15 protein-coding genes are annotated in these 18,864 nt (G+C 35.6%); 14 read left to right on the top strand and 1 reads right to left on the bottom strand.

The features are described from left to right. The first annotated feature begins 54 nt into the window (after positions 1-54). The 6 genes from RBU59_RS02110 to RBU59_RS02085 all read left to right on the top strand — a co-directional run bounded on the left by RBU59_RS02110 (position 55) and on the right by RBU59_RS02085 (position 8,268). Complete coding sequence (locus RBU59_RS02110) at positions 55-1,518, top strand: tagaturonate reductase (protein ID WP_308146234.1); 1,464 nt, start codon at positions 55-57, stop codon at positions 1,516-1,518. Positions 1,519-1,533: 15 nt separating this feature from the next. Beyond that, positions 1,534-3,015, top strand: coding sequence for a UxaA family hydrolase (locus tag RBU59_RS02105; protein ID WP_308146233.1), 1,482 nt, complete (start codon positions 1,534-1,536; stop codon positions 3,013-3,015). 115 nt (positions 3,016-3,130) lie between these two features. Beyond that, positions 3,131-3,982, top strand: a complete 852-nt coding sequence (locus tag RBU59_RS02100; RefSeq protein WP_308146232.1) for a sugar phosphate isomerase/epimerase family protein — start codon at positions 3,131-3,133, stop codon at positions 3,980-3,982. 349 nt (positions 3,983-4,331) lie between these two features. Continuing rightward, positions 4,332-6,626, top strand: a complete 2,295-nt coding sequence (locus RBU59_RS02095) for a hydratase (protein WP_308146231.1) — start codon at positions 4,332-4,334, stop codon at positions 6,624-6,626. Positions 6,627-6,753: 127 nt separating this feature from the next. Beyond that, positions 6,754-7,593, top strand: coding sequence for a bifunctional methylenetetrahydrofolate dehydrogenase/methenyltetrahydrofolate cyclohydrolase FolD (gene folD / locus RBU59_RS02090; RefSeq protein WP_308146230.1), 840 nt, complete (start codon positions 6,754-6,756; stop codon positions 7,591-7,593). 18 nt (positions 7,594-7,611) lie between these two features. Continuing rightward, positions 7,612-8,268 carry a hypothetical protein gene (locus tag RBU59_RS02085; RefSeq protein WP_308146229.1) on the top strand — a complete coding sequence of 219 codons (657 nt, stop codon included), beginning with the start codon at positions 7,612-7,614 and terminating at the stop codon, positions 8,266-8,268. Between the two features lie 105 nt (positions 8,269-8,373). Here RBU59_RS02085 and RBU59_RS02080 read toward each other — a convergent pair whose 3' ends face one another. Then, positions 8,374-9,981, bottom strand: coding sequence for a CvpA family protein (locus RBU59_RS02080; RefSeq protein WP_308146228.1), 1,608 nt, complete (start codon positions 9,979-9,981; stop codon positions 8,374-8,376). A 345-nt stretch (positions 9,982-10,326) separates the two neighbouring features. On the opposite strand from RBU59_RS02080, the gene rimO reads away from it, so the two are divergent. From rimO to rpsA, 8 genes are all read left to right on the top strand, one after another. Beyond that, positions 10,327-11,700, top strand: coding sequence for a 30S ribosomal protein S12 methylthiotransferase RimO (gene rimO, locus RBU59_RS02075; protein WP_308146227.1), 1,374 nt, complete (start codon positions 10,327-10,329; stop codon positions 11,698-11,700). Between the two features lie 28 nt (positions 11,701-11,728). Then, entirely contained in the window at positions 11,729-12,271 is a 543-nt protein-coding gene (pgsA, locus tag RBU59_RS02070; RefSeq protein WP_308146226.1) for a CDP-diacylglycerol--glycerol-3-phosphate 3-phosphatidyltransferase, read from the top strand. 231 nt (positions 12,272-12,502) lie between these two features. Continuing rightward, positions 12,503-13,792 carry a competence/damage-inducible protein A gene (locus RBU59_RS02065; RefSeq protein ID WP_308146225.1) on the top strand — a complete coding sequence of 430 codons (1,290 nt, stop codon included), beginning with the start codon at positions 12,503-12,505 and terminating at the stop codon, positions 13,790-13,792. 252 nt (positions 13,793-14,044) lie between these two features. Further along, entirely contained in the window at positions 14,045-14,698 is a 654-nt protein-coding gene (locus RBU59_RS02060) for a hypothetical protein (protein WP_308146224.1), read from the top strand. Positions 14,699-14,860: 162 nt separating this feature from the next. After that, on the top strand, positions 14,861-16,105 hold the full coding sequence (locus RBU59_RS02055) for an NAD(P)/FAD-dependent oxidoreductase (RefSeq protein WP_308146223.1): 1,245 nt from the start codon (positions 14,861-14,863) through the stop codon (positions 16,103-16,105). 135 nt (positions 16,106-16,240) lie between these two features. Further along, the gene (cmk, locus tag RBU59_RS02050; RefSeq protein WP_308146222.1) at positions 16,241-16,924 is read left to right on the top strand and encodes a (d)CMP kinase; all 684 of its coding nucleotides are present in this window, start codon (positions 16,241-16,243) and stop codon (positions 16,922-16,924) included. Further along, positions 16,921-17,763, top strand: a complete 843-nt coding sequence (gene ispH, locus RBU59_RS02045) for a 4-hydroxy-3-methylbut-2-enyl diphosphate reductase (protein ID WP_308146221.1) — start codon at positions 16,921-16,923, stop codon at positions 17,761-17,763. Before cmk ends, ispH begins: the two co-directional genes overlap by 4 nt. Next, the gene (gene rpsA / locus RBU59_RS02040; protein ID WP_308146220.1) at positions 17,751-18,845 is read left to right on the top strand and encodes a 30S ribosomal protein S1; all 1,095 of its coding nucleotides are present in this window, start codon (positions 17,751-17,753) and stop codon (positions 18,843-18,845) included. Before ispH ends, rpsA begins: the two co-directional genes overlap by 13 nt. The last annotated feature ends 19 nt before the right edge of the window (positions 18,846-18,864 follow it).

Below are 18,864 nucleotides of genomic sequence, written 5' to 3'. Positions count from 1 at the left end.
AACCATGGAAATGAGAGACAATAATACTATTAAATAAAAGCCAAGGAGACGATTATGAAAAGTTTGAACAAATCAATTATGAACACGAAAGAAAGGCCGGTTAAGATATTACAATTCGGAGAGGGTAATTTTCTGCGTGCTTTTGTAGATTATATGATTGATATTGCCAATGAGCAGGGAATTTTTAACGGAAACATTGCTATTGTAAAACCGATTGCTTACGGCAATCTGGATGCATTTTTTAAACAGGAATGTTGTTATACCGTTTCTTTAAGAGGAAAGGAAAGCGGTGAAACAAAGGTATTAAACCGGATTGTTACTAGTGTTTCCGATGCGATAGACTGTATCAAGGAATATGATAAATATAGTGCGTATGCAAAATCGGAAAGCTTAAGATTTATAGTATCCAATACCACAGAAGCGGGTATTGCTTTTGATAAAACAGATTCTTTTAAAGAAAATCCGCCTAAAACATACCCTGGTAAATTAACAAAATTCTTATATGAACGATTTACGTATTTTAAAGGTGATTCAACCAAAGGTTTGGTGATGATCCCTTGCGAATTAATTGAAAATAATGGCGGAACCTTAAAAGAATGCATTTTCAAATATGCCGACTTGTGGAAACTGGACGGAGGTTTTCTTAACTGGATCAATGAGGCCTGTATATTCTGCAGCACACTGGTAGACAGAATTGTAACGGGTTATCCCAAAGAGGAATCGGAAGCAATATATAAAGAATTAGGATATGAAGATGCCTTATTAGTAACCGGTGAAATCTTCGGATTATGGGTAATTGAAAGTGAGAAGGAGATATGGAATGAATTACCTTTAGATAAGGCGGGGCTTCCTGTAATCTTTACCAAGAATCAGAAGCCCTACAGAGAGAGAAAAGTTAGAATTTTAAATGGTGCCCATACTTCTTTTGTGCTTGCATCTTATCTTGCGGGTAATAACTATGTACGGGAATCCATGGAAGATCAAGATGTTAAAACGTTTATGACTAAAACACTATTTGATGAAATTATACCAACCTTATCTTTACCTAAGGAAGAACTGATGACCTTTGCAGAATCGGTGATTGAGAGATTTGAAAATCCTTTTATCAAACACGCTTTGTTATCCATCTCTCTTAATTCCGTATCCAAATGGAAAGCACGCTGTCTTCCCAGTTTTCAGGGTTATGTTAGTAAATTCGGCAGAATCCCGTCTCATTTAACTTTTTCCTTAGCTGCATTACTTAGTTTCTACCGCAGTGAGGAACGTGGTGAAAATAGTTTAATCGGCCGTAGGGATAATGAAACTTATATGATTTTGGATGATAAATATGTATTGGATTTTTTTGCTAAATACTCAAAACGTCCGACCAGAGAAATGGTGGAGGCATATCTTAATGATAAGTCCTTATTTGGAGATGATATAGAAAAATACAAAAGCCTGGCTGATATCATTACCTTATACATGGAAGATATAGAAAAAAACGGAATGCGTAAAGCGATGAAAAAAGTTTCCCGGTAAAGATAGGAGTCTAATATGCAGAAATTTATAAGAATTCATAAACTGGATAATGTGGCTGTGGCATTAACTGATTTGCAGGAGGGAGTCACTATACCAATAGATGATAAAAGTATTCGGTTAATAGAGGCAATTCCGGCAGGTCATAAATTTGCCATTAAAGAGATTGGATTTAATCATAAAATTATTAAATATGGTTCAACCATTGGAGTTGCAAAAGAAGTCATTAAAATCGGCAGCTGGGTTCATACTCATAATATTAAGACAACCCTGGATGAAAGTCAGGAATATGAATACCGGCCGGAAGTTAAAGATATTAAACCATCACAAAAAGTCTATTTTCAGGGTTTTAAAAGAAACGACGGAAAAGTGGGAATCCGTAATGAGATATGGATTATACCAACTGTCGGCTGTGTCAATTCCATAGCAACTGCATTAGAGAAACAGGCAGTATCCCTTGTACGGAATAATATAGAGGGAATCGTATCATTCCCCCACCCCTACGGTTGTTCCCAGATGGGGGATGATCAGGAAAATACCAGACAAATACTGGCAGATATGATCAATCATCCAAATGCCGGCGGGGTACTGGTGTTAGGATTAGGCTGTGAGAATAGTAATATTGCTGAATTAAAGCCTTATATCGGTAAGTATGACGAGAGGCGTGTTAAATTTCTTCAGTGCCAGGATGTTGATGATGAGTTGGAAGCAGCTATGACTTTATTAGAGGATTTAGCGGATTATACGGATTCCTTTCAAAGAGAGCAGATAAGTGCGGAAGAATTAATCATTGGTTTAAAATGCGGCGGTTCTGACGGATTCTCCGGAATTACAGCCAATCCCTTGGTAGGAGTCTTTTCGGATTTAACTATTTCCAAAGGCGGAACTACTATTTTAACAGAAGTACCCGAAATGTTCGGCGCTGAAACCCTGCTTATGAACCGTTGTAAGAATAATGAGCTGTTTGGTAAGACAGTTCGATTAATAAATGATTTCAAACAATATTATATTAGCAATAACCAGACTGTTTATGAAAATCCATCTCCGGGTAATAAAAAGGGGGGAATTTCAACCCTTGAAGATAAATCTTTGGGATGTACTCAGAAATCGGGTAATGCACCGGTTTCCGATGTACTTTCATATGGTGAAACTGTAAAGATAAAAGGATTGAATCTCTTAAGCGCTCCAGGTAATGATCTGGTTGCTTCAACTGCTTTAGCTGCAGCTGGTGCACATATTGTTCTTTTTACTACAGGCAGGGGAACACCGTTTGCAGCACCGGTTCCTACGGTGAAAATAGCCAGTAATACACCTTTGTCTATGAAAAAAGCAAATTGGATTGATTTTAATGCTGGTCAGCTGGTGGAGGGCAGCGGTATGGACGAGTTAGCAGAGCAGTTATTGCACTATGTAATGGAAGTGGCTTCCGGAAAAAAAGTAAAAGCAGAAGAAGAGGGATACCACGATATGGCTATATTTAAAAAAGGTGTTACGCTTTAATTAAATATATTATATTGATAATAAATGGTAGTATTTTTAAAGCGATTATAGTAAAATTAGAGATGAACAGTTGGTGTAAACAGGATTTCAGGGTTAAGAACAGGGAGGAGCAGATATGAGGATTGGTATACGTGTACACGATATGGAGAGAGCACCTTTTGAGGAAATGATTCAGAATATAAGTAGCAAAGGGTTTTGCTGTGCCCAGCTTGCCGTAAAGAAAGCGATTTCTGAATTTAATGTCGATATAGATGCCATGACTCCCGGTATGGCTTTCTATATTAAGGAAATATTTGCAAAGAATAAAGTGGATATTGCGGTTCTCGGGTGTTACCTAAATCTAACGAATCTAATAGATCAGGAACGCAAACAAATATTGGAGGCATATAAAACCCATATCCGATTTGCCAGTCTTCTTAGCTGCGGTATGGTTGGGACCGAGACTGGATCGCTTAACCCGGATTATACTTTTAAAAAATCCAATCATTCGGAAGCAGCATTGGATATATTTATTGAAAATATTAAGAGATTAGTGGATTATGCGGAAAAAATGGGTGTTATTATCGGTATAGAGCCTGTATATAAACATATCGTATCTAATCTGGAGCGTACATACAGAGTTATTAGTGAAGTGAAATCTCCAAATCTGCAGATTATTTTCGATCCTGTGAACCTTTTGAGTTATGATAATTATAAGGAACAGGACGACATAATAAAAGGTGCTTTTCAATTATTTGGCAAAGACATTGCAGCGATACATTCTAAGGATTTTCGTGTAGAGAATAAAGAGATTGTGGAAACTGCTACAGGATGCGGTTCTTTTCATCATGAATTATTATTAGCGTTTATAAAAAAGCAAAAGCCGTTTATACATGTGTTGTTAGAAGGTACTAAACCTTCTGAGTCAGTTACTGCCAGAAAATACTTAGAAGAAATTTATCAAAATATCTCCGCAAAGGAGGGATAAAACAACTGTTATATGTAAGTATTGTGAAAGGGTGGCAAGGTTTTGACTGGAATATATTATAAGATAAATATAGCACTAAGGGAAGCCGGTTGACTTCCCTTAAATTATTCTGCCTAGGTATTAGAATATGCATATATATACATATATAATGAATTTTTTTATAAAAAAATAAAAAATTCTTGATTATTTCCTCTATAAATATTATCATTAGGAATGACATGTTAATTTTACATTGAGACAATAAGATTTCTCTGGTTAAAATTGTTACTCAATCATAGTAACTTTTAATAAAAAGCAGTGTGAAACTTTATACCATAGGAACAAAAAGCCACAGAAGGAGATAAGAAATATGATTAAATTATATGAAAAAGGTGCCTATGTATTAAATGGCAATGAGATAATTGATGAAAAAGAAGTATCTGCAGAGCTGCTTAACGCTAAGCTTGGCGTCGGCTATTCAAAGGAGGAAGCTGCCAGGAATACTTTGGCATATGATATATTAAAAGCTCACAATACATCCGGCAATATGGATAAATTAAAGATTAAATTTGATAAATTAACTTCTCATGACATAACATTTGTCGGTATCATTCAGACTGCAAGAGCAAGCGGACTTGAGAAATTTCCCGTACCCTATGTACTTACTAACTGTCATAACAGTTTATGCGCCGTAGGCGGTACCATAAATGAAGATGATCATATGTTTGGTTTATCCTGTGCGAAAAAGTATGGTGGAGTATATGTTCCGCCTCATCAAGCAGTTATTCATCAATTTGCCCGTGAAATGCTTGCCGGCGGCGGTAAGATGATTTTAGGTTCTGACAGTCATACCCGTTATGGTGCATTAGGTACCATGGCAATGGGTGAGGGGGGGCCCGAAATAGTAAAACAGCTTTTATCAAGAACCTATGATATCAATATGCCTGAAGTGGTTGGCGTTTATTTAACCGGTAAACCAAGGAAAGGCGTAGGACCGCAGGATGTTGCTCTAGCAATTATCGGTGCTGTATTTGAGGGCGGTTATGTAAATAATAAGGTAATGGAATTTATCGGTGACGGTGTGAAAAACCTCAGCGTGGATTATCGTATCGGTATTGATGTTATGACCACGGAAACAACTTGTCTTTCTTCTATCTGGATCACAGATGATGCTGTTAGGGAATTTTATGAGATCCATAACAGACCGGATGAATTTAAGGAATTAAAACCTAAGAAAGTAGCGTACTACAATGGTATGATTTATGTGGATTTATCAGAAATCAAACCTATGATTGCAATGCCTTTTCATCCAAGCAATGTGTATACCATTGATGAACTTAATGCAAATCTTTCCGATATATTGGAAGAAGTTGAGAAGAAAGCTTTAATCAGCCTTGGTAATAACAATATTAAATATACTCTAAGAGATAAAATCAGAAACGGTAAATTGTACATCGACCAGGGTATTATTGCCGGATGTGCAGGCGGTGGTTTTGAAAACATATGTGATGCGGCAGATATTTTAAACGGTAAATATATCGGGGCGGATGAATTCTCTTTAAGTGTATATCCGGCGAGCCAGCCTATCTTTATGGAATTGGTGAAAAATGGTGTGGCGGCTAAATTAATGGAGACAGGTGCTACAATCCGTACTGCTTTCTGTGGCCCTTGCTTCGGAGCAGGAGATGTTCCGCCCAATAATGGATTAAGTATCCGTCATTCCACCAGAAACTTCCCGAATAGAGAGGGTTCCAAGGTTACCAGCGGACAGATTGCATCCGTAGCTTTAATGGATGCGAAATCCATTGCTGCAACAGCTGCTAACAAAGGTTATTTAACTTCTGCAGAAAATATAGATATTGAATTTTCAAAACCAAAATATTTCTTTGACAGTAAGATATATGAAAATCGTGTTTATGATGGTACAGGCAGACCGGATACCGACGTGGAAGTTAAGTTTGGGCCTGGAATTGTAGACTGGCCGGCTATATCTTGTTTAACCGATGATATGGTATTAAAAGTTGTCTCAGTTATACAGGATCCGGTTACTACCACGGATGAATTAATTCCATCAGGAGAGACATCCTCTTACCGCTCCAATCCTTTAGGACTTGCGGAATTCACCTTATCCAGAAAAGATCCGGCATATGTCGGACGTGCGAAAGAAATACAAAAAGCAGAGAAAGCAAGAATAAACGGTGAAGATGTATTTAATTCCAATGCAGAAATAAAAGATATTTTTGATAAAATTAATACTAAATTCCAGATTGATGAAAAATCTACTGAAATCGGAAGTGTTATCTATGCGGTAAAACCGGGAGACGGTTCAGCAAGAGAACAGGCGGCAAGCTGTCAGAAAGTTCTTGGTGGCTTAGCCAATATTGCAAAAGAATATGCAACGAAAAGATACCGCTCTAACTTAATTAACTGGGGTATGCTGCCTTTTATTTTAACGGAAGAATTACCGTTTGAAAACGGAGATTACATCTTGATTAAAGATATTAAAAAAACTATCATCGATAAAATATCTGAAATCAAGGCATATGTAGTAAATAAGGACATGAAGGAATTTACTTTAAAGCTGGGAGAACTAACAGATGATGAGAGAGTTATCGTTGAAAAAGGTTGTTTAATTAACTTTTATCGTGATATTAATAAACAATAAACAATGGGTTATCTGGATTGAGTTAAGTTATAAATAAATGAAATAGGGATGCTGTTAAGATTGCCGATTCAGATTAATCCATAGCGGCGCCCATTAGGAATCAAATGGAAAGGTTAGGTGTATTAGAATGGCATTAATTATTGATGGTAAAAAAGTTTCCCAGGATATTAAGGATGAATTAAAAGATAAAGTATCCGTTTTCAAATCTCAGGGAATCCAGATTACACTTGCGGTAATTCAGGTAGGTAATGATCCGGCTTCCGGTGTTTATGTTGGAAATAAAAAGAAAGCTTGTGAATATATAGGAATTCGTTCTTTGGCATATGAGCTTCCGGAAGCAACAACAGAAGCAGAGCTTCTGAATCTAGTGAAAGAACTTAATTTACGAGACGATGTTAATGGTATATTAGTTCAACTGCCTCTACCGAAACATATTAACGAAGATTTGGTGATACAGACGATTGCACCGGATAAAGATGTAGATGGATTTCACCCCCAAAGTGTCGGTGCCTTAAGTATTGGACAAAAGGGTTTTGTTTCCTGTACGCCCTCTGGTGTAATTCAATTATTAAAACGTTCCGGTATCAAAATAGAAGGAAAAGAATGTGTTGTTATAGGAAGAAGTAATATCGTCGGGAAACCCATGGCTTTATTGTTATTACGAGAAAACGGTACGGTAACCATATGTCATTCCAAGACAGCAAATTTAAAAGAAGTAACAAGACGAGCTGATATATTGATTGTAGCAATCGGCAAACCAAGATTTATCAATCAGGATTATATAAAAGAGGGGGCTGTCGTGATAGATGTTGGAATTCACCGAGATGAAAACAATAAGTTATGCGGTGATGTGGATTTTAACAGCGTAGTTGATCATGTCAGTGCCATAACCCCTGTACCAGGAGGAGTTGGGCCGATGACCATAGCCATGCTTATGAATAATTGTGTTGAAAGTATCCGGAAATAATGGTAGAGGAGATGAAGGATGGATGCGCAAGATACTATAATTTCTGATGAATCAACTTTTTTGATTTTAAAATGTGATATGAAAACCATATTTGAACCGGAAAACGTTGGCATATCGCCAATATGGTCAAACGATCCGAACTTTAGATACAACTCTGACTTTGAAATAAAAGATTATCAATTGTATTTAAAGAACTTAATAATAACGGGAGACATTGGTTACCCAATCATAAACGGTATTAAACCGGAACCTTTTTATTCTGAAAAAGGACCGGAGACGGTGCAGTATAATAATATTATGATATCGGTAAAATTCAGTGGCGCAATTGTGATTGGTAATACTTTCATAAAAAATTATGGTACAGAAGATGAGATTCCCTGCTACAGCTATAAAGTTGTTTGGGAACTTATTTTTCAGGATGGCAGGTTGGTTACAACGATTGATCATAGTAAAGCAATGCTACGTGTTAGAAAAAACCTTGATTTAGGTCTTAGAAATTTAAATAAAACCAGGGATATGAAATGTATAAAGCATTATATTAAGTTTTCTTTTGTTGGAGATTATGATCGTCCGGGTAAAATGAGTAAATGCAGTAATAAGAAGAAAATTCCTTTTCAATCTTATGCTCAGAAAATTAAAAACTATTATTCACGTATAAAATCTTTTCAGATATAAAGGTAAATACTAATTAATAAGTATAAGAAAAACCAGTAAAAAGCCTGTTACTGACCATTTCAACAAACTGTTTGGTCAGTAACAGGCTTTTTATTTTATAGAAGTTTATTTAACTCCCAGTACGGTATTGGACTCCGTTCCTTCTGAATAAGAGAAAGTTATTGTATCACCGACATTATATTTAATGATATTGATAAAATTAACCACTTCAACATCAAAGATTGCATTGCTGCTATTTAACAGGATATAATAATGGGAATTGCCGTCAACAACACCCTCTGCAATTTTTGTAATAGTACCGGTGATTTGCGGGAGGTTCGACGTGTCTTCCACTTTAATATTATTAGATTTCATTAATTCCAGATATATTTTTTCACATTCATTAACAGTATCACCTATGGCAACAATCTGATATTGGGATATATTAACCATAGCATATTTTTTAACCAGCCCTGCAGCATCTTTTAAAGCTATAAAATAAGAAGGTTCACCGCCGATATTAAGTAAAAGCGGGAAAGTGGCCCTATAACCCAGATGCTGAACCTGACCCTCCGCAGAAGCCATGGCAGAATATTCTTCTGCTCCGGATACAGGATAAAAACGGGTTTCTGCGGTTCGCTGATTCATAAGAACAAAACCTACATTGGATTCATCTCTGGCAACACTGGTTACACCGGTATATACCCAGACATCATCATTTAAGGCAACATAGTTATAACCATCGGTGGTCTGCAGTGCATCTTTCTGACTGATTACGGAATTCCAGTACCCATGCCTAAGGGTTCCGTAATAATCGTACAGGGAAATTAATAGTTCGGCTGAAAAAACCCGGTCTACCCATTTGGGTACGTCCGATACGGAATAATCTTTTGTTTCTCCGGTAATTGCATTTACCATAACGACTTTGCCAATGGTCTGTCCTCCGAATAATCCAATCGTATAATCTTTAACAGGGCAGATCCAATAGGGGATACCCTCATCATTAATTTCAAAATTAATGGTATCAAAAATATAGGTAGGGTAATTAAAACGTAAATAACGGTGAATGTTTCTGCCAAAGTATTCGGATTCCGAATAATGGATCCCTTTGGTTAATTTCATCAGATTAACTTCCTGAGTTGTCATATCAATCTGCATATAAGCGGGGATACCCTCTGAACGGTTGGAGATCCATTTAAAGAAACTTCCGTATTGCAAAGGAGAGACTCTTGTGGGAATACCTTTAAAATTGATCTGGGTATAGTTGTTGCCAACCTCAAACTGGGATACATATTCCACGATACTGCCCATTTTTCTGGAGCCTAACAAAGCGGCGGAGTCTTTATCCAGGATTGGTATTTTGTTTAAAGATATTTCTTTTATATCTTCTGTAAAATTACTATCTTTAATTTTTAACATCTGCTGGTACTTTTTCGCGTTAATCATTGGTGAAGATAAGATGCTTCCTACGATATATATTAATACAACGATTATGGTGATTCCAGATAGGACAGTGAACAGTTTGCTTTTTAAAACCGATCCTCGGTATAAGCTGCTACTCCGATTAGCTGCGATTAAACCGATTACAACGCAGAATACAACTAAAGCTCCGATAATAAAAAACCAAAATCCTGGTGAATGGATATTAACTGCGGGTAATGTGATATAATAATAAATGTACGCAGCAATTAATGGAATAACAATAGAAATAAATATTTTTAAAGACTTTAACATAAATTCCTCCGTTTCAATGCATACATGATGCATATATAAAGTTTGTACCAGATATTAAACAGTTTTAAACTTTGTGTGTAAGATTTGAAAAATCATTGCCCTGGATTCTCCAATCTTTTCTTATTTGCTATAATAATAACAAAAACAAGGCAAATGTCAATTATAAATAGATTAGAAATAGATAATATTATTTTAATCCCATGCGAAACTAAAATAATAGTTTCCTTTTTATTTAAAAACTGTTAAAATGTCAAGGATGATATTTTTTATATATAATAAAACAGTGTAAGAATAAATATCACTGAATATATAAAAATATTTTTACTATATTATTTGGAGGTACACATGAATATATTATTTGTTTCACTAGGTTGTGATAAAAATTTAGTGGACAGCGAGGTAATGTTAGGCTTAATACGGGAAAAGGGGTATCAGATTACTAACGATGAACAGGAAGCAGATATCATTGTAGTAAATACCTGTTGTTTTATAAATGATGCAAAGGAAGAAAGTATTAACACTATTTTAGAGATGGCCGAGTATAAAAAAACCGGAAAACTGAAAGGGTTAATTGTAACCGGTTGTTTAGGTCAGAGATATAAAGAAGATATTCAAAAAGAAATCAGTGAAGTGGATGCTATTTTAGGAACTTCCAGTTATAATGAAATCGTAGGTGTGATAAACCGGGTATTGGAAGGTGAAAAAACGGTATCAATCAAAGAACCGGATGAAATTTCATTTGTAGATGCAGAAAGAATTAATACCACCGGAGGTTATTTTTCATACTTAAAAATAGCGGAGGGATGCGATAAACATTGCACTTACTGTATTATACCTAAAATCAGGGGAAATTATAGAAGTGTCCCCATAGAACGGCTGATTAAGGAAGCAGAGAATTTGGTACAGGGTGGCGTTAAGGAATTAATATTAGTTGCGCAGGAAACTACCCTTTACGGTAAAGATATCTATAATGAAAAGAGGCTTCCCAGGTTATTAAGAGAATTATGTAAAATCGAGGGATTAAACTGGATTAGGATTCTTTATTCCTATCCGGAAGAAATTACGGATGAATTGATAGAAGTAATCCGGACAGAAGATAAAATATGCAACTACCTTGACATGCCAATACAGCATGCCAGTGATACTATTTTAAAGAAGATGGGCAGAAGAACCAACAAAGAAGAGCTAATACAGATTATTACCAAACTTCGTAATAAGATTCCTGATATAGCGCTTAGAACTACCTTGATAACTGGTTTTCCGGGTGAAACTGAAGAAGACCATGAAGAATTAAAAGGATTTTTAAAGGAGATGAAATTTGACAGGTTAGGTGTCTTTACTTATTCAAAAGAAGATGATACTCCAGCTGCCAAAATGAAAAACCAGATCCATAAACACATTAAAAAACGCAGACAGTCTGAAATAATGGAATTACAACAAAAGATTGCTTTCGAGCATGCCAAAGATATGATTGGAAAGAAATTAAAAGTTATGATTGAAGGTAAATTACCGGAAGATGTGATGGATAATCAATTATTGGAAAACCAGGATCCGTTTATGGCAAACGGAAGCATATATATAGGAAGGACTTATATGGATGCTCCAAATGTTGACGGATATATCTTCGTTTCGGCCCGCGGTGAATTAATGTCCGGTGATTTTGTTGATGTTTTAGTAACCGATGCAAAAGAATATGATTTGATAGGAGAATTAATATAAAATCCCCATGGGGAGAAAGGGTGTTTTTATGAATTTACCAAATAAAATTACAATTGCAAGAGTATTTATGATTCCGTTATTTTTGGTCATTTACCTGGTGCCAAATATCCCTTTTGGTAATTACATTGCTGCGGCAATTTTTGTTATCGCCTGTCTGACAGATGCTTTGGACGGATATCTGGCAAGGAAATATCACTTGGTGACTAATTTCGGAAAATTTATGGATCCATTGGCTGATAAATTATTAGTGTCCGCGGCTTTGATATGTTTTGTAGAATTAAAACTGGTTCCGGCCTGGATTATCATTGTCATTATATCAAGAGAATTCATTATCAGCGGATTCAGACTTGTGGCTTCTGATAACGGTGTAGTTATTGCGGCAAGTAATATTGCTAAATTCAAAACAACTGCCCAGATGATTATGTCAGTTTTATTAATCGTTAATTTTAATCTTCCTGTTTTTAATATATTGGAACAGATTTTTATCTATTTATCCCTGATATTAACTTTAATATCCCTGGTAGATTATCTGTTTAAAAATAGGAGGGTTTTATCAGAAAATAATAAATGAAAGAAATAAATAGGCCAATATAGAACGAGCGGGCCGAAAGCCTGGATATAGGGTTCCTTTAGAATAGCATAGATGGCTATTCTAAAGGAGTAAAATGAAATTTAAGAAATATGTATATATGAAAAAAAATATAAAATAACTTTATAAAGAAAGGTTGCCGCAATAATGTTTAACTTTTAATATTGAGGCACTATCGCAGAATGGTCTGCGATATGCAATAGGTGTAAGAATATGATAGCAGAATTCATTAGTGTCGGTACTGAGATACTGCTTGGCAATATTGTGAATACCAATGCCAATTACCTTGCAGTAAAATGTGCACAGCTGGGTATATCGAATTATTATCAAGTGTCTGTCGGAGATAATGAAGACAGGTTAAGTAATACTTTGAAGTTGGCCTTATCCCGTTCGGACATTATTATTTTAACAGGAGGATTGGGACCAACCAAGGATGATCTAACAAAAGAGGTAACTGCAAAAGTTTTACAAAGAAGTCTCATTGAGGATTCTCACTCCAAAGAAAGAATCCAGGAATATTTTAAAGATAGAAAACTTGATAGTATCCCTGAAAATAATTGGAAGCAGGCATTAATTATAGAAAGTTCTCTGGTAATTGATAACCATAATGGCACGGCTCCAGGACTGATTGTTGAGATGAACGAGTCAGAAGATGACAGTGGTCTTAAGAATACCTATAATAATAAAGTGATTATTTTACTGCCGGGACCTCCTAATGAATTGATTCCTATGTTTGAAAATGATATTATTCCTTTCCTTAGAAAATTACAACCAGGTATTCTTTATTCTGAAATGGTGAAAATATGCGGCATCGGTGAAAGCAAGGCGGAAATTATGGTGAAGGATTTAATTGAGAAGCAGACAAATCCAACCATTGCTACCTATGCCAAAAATGGAGAAGTTCATATCAGAATAACAGCGGCTGCCGATAGTGAAGGAAGTGGTAAGTCACTGGTAAAACCAATGGTGGATGAATTAAAGAGAAGATTTGCGGATGCAATCTATACAACGGATGAAAATGAAAATCTGGAAGATATTGTTGTCTCGATGTTAGCAAAACATCATATTATGTTAACCACTGCAGAATCTTGTACTGGCGGATTAATAGCCGGAAGAATTGTTAATGTGCCCGGTGCCTCTGCTGTTTTAGGTGAAGGATTTATAACATATTCCAACGAGGCGAAACAAAAGTATTTGAAAGTCAGTCCGCAGACCTTAATGAGATACGGAGCGGTAAGCAGGGAAACTGCTGCTGAAATGGCACAGGGAGCAGCTGCCTCATCCGGAAGCAAAGCTTCACTTGCCGTAACCGGTATTGCCGGTCCGGACGGTGGAACGGAAGAAAAACCAGTAGGACTTGTATATATTGGATGCACTGTAAATGAAAAACTTCATATTAAAGAATACCGATTAAAAGGGAATCGTCAAAAAATAAGAGATTTGACTGTAATTTATGCTTTGGATCTTCTTAGGAATGCAATTCTGGAACAATATGGAAGATGATAAGATACGAGAAATAAAATTTTGATTTTTTTAATTCCTTAATTATTTACTGAATTAAATAAGCTTTTGCTAAAAGATTAGTAACTTGAAAAAGACCATTAAATTACCCATGTTTTAACATAAAAATGACATAGTTAATGAATATTATATAAATTATGAAATTGTAATTTTGTAATATTTCTAAAATAACATAATCAAGCTAGCTGTTTTTATAAGCGAAAGGAATCAGTATTTAAGTCAGGAGTGATAGTTATGCGACATAATTATATGAAACGAATTTTATTAATCACTACATTTTCCTTGTTTATTGCTGCAAACGGGTGTAGTTTAAAATCAGACAAGCAGATATTGGGGAATACAAATAATGATGGTAAACAGACCATTGAAAATATCCAGTCAGTTGATAAGGATGTACTGACCAAAGAAAGTAATACGGATGAAACAACTAAATCACAGGATTCAGATTCGGTTGAGTCTACAAAAGAAGATTCAGAAACAGTAGAACGGGTAGCAACAAAGGAAGTGTCCATTTATACGATCAATGAAAATACCCAGGGAGTTGAATCTGTCGTTGCTTTAGTTCCGGAAGGCAATGAAATCAATCCACAGTTAATTATTGACCTTGTGACAGATTCTTTAGCGGACAGACTTATTACTGTTGGGATTGACTCTGTGGAGACGAAACAGGATACGGTAATTGTTAATTTTAAGTCGGACCAGCCTCCTTTAACAAATGTCGGAAGTGGGATGGAGAAAACTATTTTGGATGCCATTGCACAAAGTCTGGTAGATAATTTACCGGAGTATCCCAAAGTTATCTTCAGAGTGGAAGGCCATGCCTATGAGTCCGGACATCTTGCATATGGATTGGATGAAGTATATCTGGATAACAGTAAATCAAAATAATAATTTTTATTTTGCAGGACATCCTATAGTTAATAACGAATTCATTTATGTCATATAAACAGTTCAAACGAATCTGGAAGAATTCTGATTCTTACATTAATAAGAATTGGGATTCTTTCATTATATTGATTATCAGAGTGTATTTAATCAGGAGGTGATATTATGAGTATAAATAATACCACAGTTATAGTAGTAGGCGGTGGTGCCGCAGGAATGATGGCTTCTGTAATTGCAGCCAGAAATGGTAATCAGGTTATTTTATTGGAAAAGAATGATAAGCTGGGTAAAAAACTTTATATAACCGGTAAAGGAAGATGCAATCTAACGAATGCGTGTGATATGGATGATTTATTTCAAAATGTAGTAACTAATCCAAAATTCTTATATGGTTCATTTTATGCCTGTAATAATTTTGATATAATAAATTTTTTTGAAGAAATAGGATTAAAGACGAAAATTGAAAGAGGTAACCGTGTATTCCCGGAATCGGATAAATCTTCGGATGTTCTTGCTGTTTTATTAAAAGAACTAAAACATCTTGGAGTAGATATCAGATACAACAGTGAAGTATCAGAGATTTTAGTTAAGGATAATTGCTTTTGCGGAATAAAAATAAAAAGTAAACCGGAAATAGTCCATGGCGATAAAGTTATCATAGCAACTGGCGGTTTGTCCTATCCGGCTACCGGATCTACCGGCGATGGCTATCGTTTTGCTAAGAATATGGGACATACTGTTACCAAATTATATCCGTCCCTTGTACCAATGAATGTGGCAGAAGTAAGTACCATAAAAGAATTACAGGGACTTTCCTTAAAAAATATTCATATTACGATTACGTCGAAAAAGAAAGAAATCTATTCTGATTTCGGTGAGCTTTTATTTACTCATTTCGGAGTAAGCGGTCCGGTAATATTAAGTGCCAGCAGTTACTGTATTCCATATATGGAAAACAAAGATTTGGTTTTATCAATTGATTTAAAACCGGCCCTGTCAAAGGAACAGTTAGATACCAGAATTTTAAGGGATTTTGATGAATTTAGCAATAAACAATATAAGAATGCGCTGGATCAACTATTGCCACGTAAGCTAATTCAAGTTATAATAGCATTAAGCAACATTGACCCGGAAAAAAAGGTTAATTTAATAACCAAAGAAGAAAGAAGCCGCCTGGTAGAACTGCTGAAAGGAATGGAATTTCATATTACCCGTTTAAGAGATTACAATGAAGCCGTTATCACAAGAGGTGGAATTCTGGTAAAAGAGATAAATCCATCCACTATGGAATCAAAATTAATTACCGGTGTCTATTTTGCAGGGGAAGTATTGGATCTGGATGCATTAACCGGAGGGTTTAATTTGCAGATAGCATGGTCCACTGCTTATTCTGCTGGCAATGCTGTTTAAGAATCAACCGAATCATGTTAATAATTAATATACAGACATTGATTAGATAAGATATACGAGTAATAAGTAATTATAACTTCAAATAAAGTGACTGATTAACTTGTTATATATATTCGTATAAACAGGAGGGCTATAATGAAAAATTATAATATAGCGATTGACGGACCTGCCGGAGCGGGTAAAAGTACCATAGCAAAAAGTATCGCACAAAAATTACAATATATCTATGTTGATACAGGGGCTATGTACCGGGCAATGGCTTTATATATGATAAGAAATGGTATAGACACGGCAGAGGAAGAAGCTGTATCGAAAGCATGCAGTCGGATAGATATAACAATTGAATACATAGACGGAGAACAGCAGGTAAAGTTAAACGGCGAGAATGCTACTGCTTTCATTCGCGATGAAGAAGTGGGAAAGAATGCCTCCGTAGTGGCCAGATATCATGCTGTACGAGAAAAGATGGTTGAATTACAGCAAAGTTTAGCGTCTTCTTCTAATGTAATTATGGATGGAAGAGATATTGGGACGGTGGTATTACCGAATGCTGATCTTAAAATTTATCTTACTGCCAGTTCAAAGACAAGAGCACTCAGAAGGTGGAAAGAGCTGGAAGACAAGGGCATTTCAAGTAAGATAGAGGACATCGAAACCGATATCATAAAAAGAGACAGACAGGATATGAATAGGGAGATATCTCCTCTAAGGCAGGCAGAAGATGCTGTTTTAGTTGATTCCTCCGATTTGACAATAGAAGAAGTAATTGATAAAATAATTTTATTATTTAAAGAAAAATATAATGGTGATATGTTATGAATATAGTACTTGCTAAAACCGCAGGTTTTTGTTTTGGAGTAAAGCGTGCAGTAGATTTGGTGTATGAGGAAATAAAAAAAGGCACCAAAGTTTATACTTATGGACCTATTATCCATAATGATGAAGTGGTTGCTGATTTAACTTTAAAAGGTGTTGGACTCATTAATACATTAGAAGAATTAAAATCCATTACAGAGGGTACAATAATTATACGTTCTCATGGAGTATCTAAGGAAATCTATGATATCATTGAAAAACAGGGTTTAAAAATAGTTGACGCAACCTGTCCTTTTGTTATAAAAATCCATAAAATAGTTAAGGAACAAGGCGAATTAGGGCGTCACATCATAATAATCGGCAATAATAATCATCCTGAAGTGGAAGGAATTATTGGCTGGTGTTCGAATAATTATACAGTAATTGAGAATGCCGAACAAGCGGAAAACTTGAATTTAACTGGGGTTGATAAGATCTGTATTGTATCCCAAACGACATTTAATTACAAGAATTTTCAAGATTTAGTTGAAATTATATCAAAAAAGGGTTATGATATAATTGTTTTAAATACGATATGTAATGCTACCGAAGAGCGTCAAACGGAAGCAAGGCAGCTTGCTAAAGAATCTGACGCTATGATTATTATCGGCGGTAAACATAGTTCGAATACCAGGAAGCTATACGAAATATCTAAATTAGAATGTGAAAATACTTACTATATACAGACACTTAGAGACCTGGATTTGGAGGAACTCAAATCTTTTCGTAGCGTAGGTATTACAGCAGGGGCATCCACCCCAAACAATATTATCAAGGAGGTTCATACCGCATGTCAGAAATGAGTTTTGAACAATTATTGGAGGAATCATTAAAAACAATACAAAACGGAGAGGTAGTAGAGGGCACTGTAATACGTGTAAAAGAAGACGAAATCGTATTAAATATAGGCTACAAAGCAGACGGTATCATTACCAGAAGTGAATATACCAATACACCAAATGCTGATTTAACTACACTCGTTAAAGAAGGCGATGTAATGCAGGCTAAAGTATTAAAGGTAAATGACGGTGAAGGACAAGTTCTCTTAACTTATAAGAGATTAGCTGCGGAAAAAGGCAGCAAGAGACTGGAAGAAGCCTTTAATAACAAGGAAGTATTAAAAGCAAAAGTAGCTGCTGTTTTAGAAGGCGGCTTAAGTGTTATTATTGATGAAACAAGAGTTTTTATACCTGCCAGTTTAGTATCTGACGGATACGAAAAAAACCTAGCAAAATATGCCGGAGAAGAAATTGAATTTGTAATTTCCGAGTTTAATCCGAAAAAGAGAAGAATCATCGGTGACCGCAAACAGTTAATCGTTGCGAAAAAACAAGCGATGCAAAAAGAACTATTTGAAAGAATCAGTATAGGAATGACAGTAGAAGGTGTTGTTAAGAATGTTACAGATTTCGGTGCATTTATCGATCTGGGCGGTGCTGACGGTCTTCTTCATATCTCTGAAATGTCCTGGGGCAGAGTAGAGAATCCAAAAAAAGTATTTAAGGTTGGGGATACGGTTAAAGTTCTTATTAAAGACATTTCCGGTGAAAAGATTGCTCTCAGCTTAAAATTTGAAGACGCTAATCCTTGGCTTAAAGCAGATGAAAAATATGCAGTAGGTAATGTTGTAACTGGTAAAGTTGCACGTATGACTGATTTTGGTGCATTTATTGAATTAGAACCAGGTGTAGATGCTTTATTACATGTATCTCAGATTTCCAAAGAACATGTTGAAAAACCATCGGATGTTCTTAAAGTCGGACAAGAGGTAACAGCTAAGGTTGTTGATTTTAATCATGATGAAAAGAAGATCAGTTTAAGCGTAAAAGCCTTGGAAGATACTGTTGAATCTGTTGAGGTAAGTGAATCCGCAACAGAGGAATAATCAATCATTAAAGACTATA

Origin of the sequence: Anaerocolumna sp. MB42-C2 (assembly GCF_030913705.1) — a bacterium.
GTDB lineage: Bacteria > Bacillota > Clostridia > Lachnospirales > Lachnospiraceae > Anaerocolumna.
Note: the sequence above shows the minus strand (reverse complement) of the source record. Positions and strands in the feature narration are given on the sequence as shown.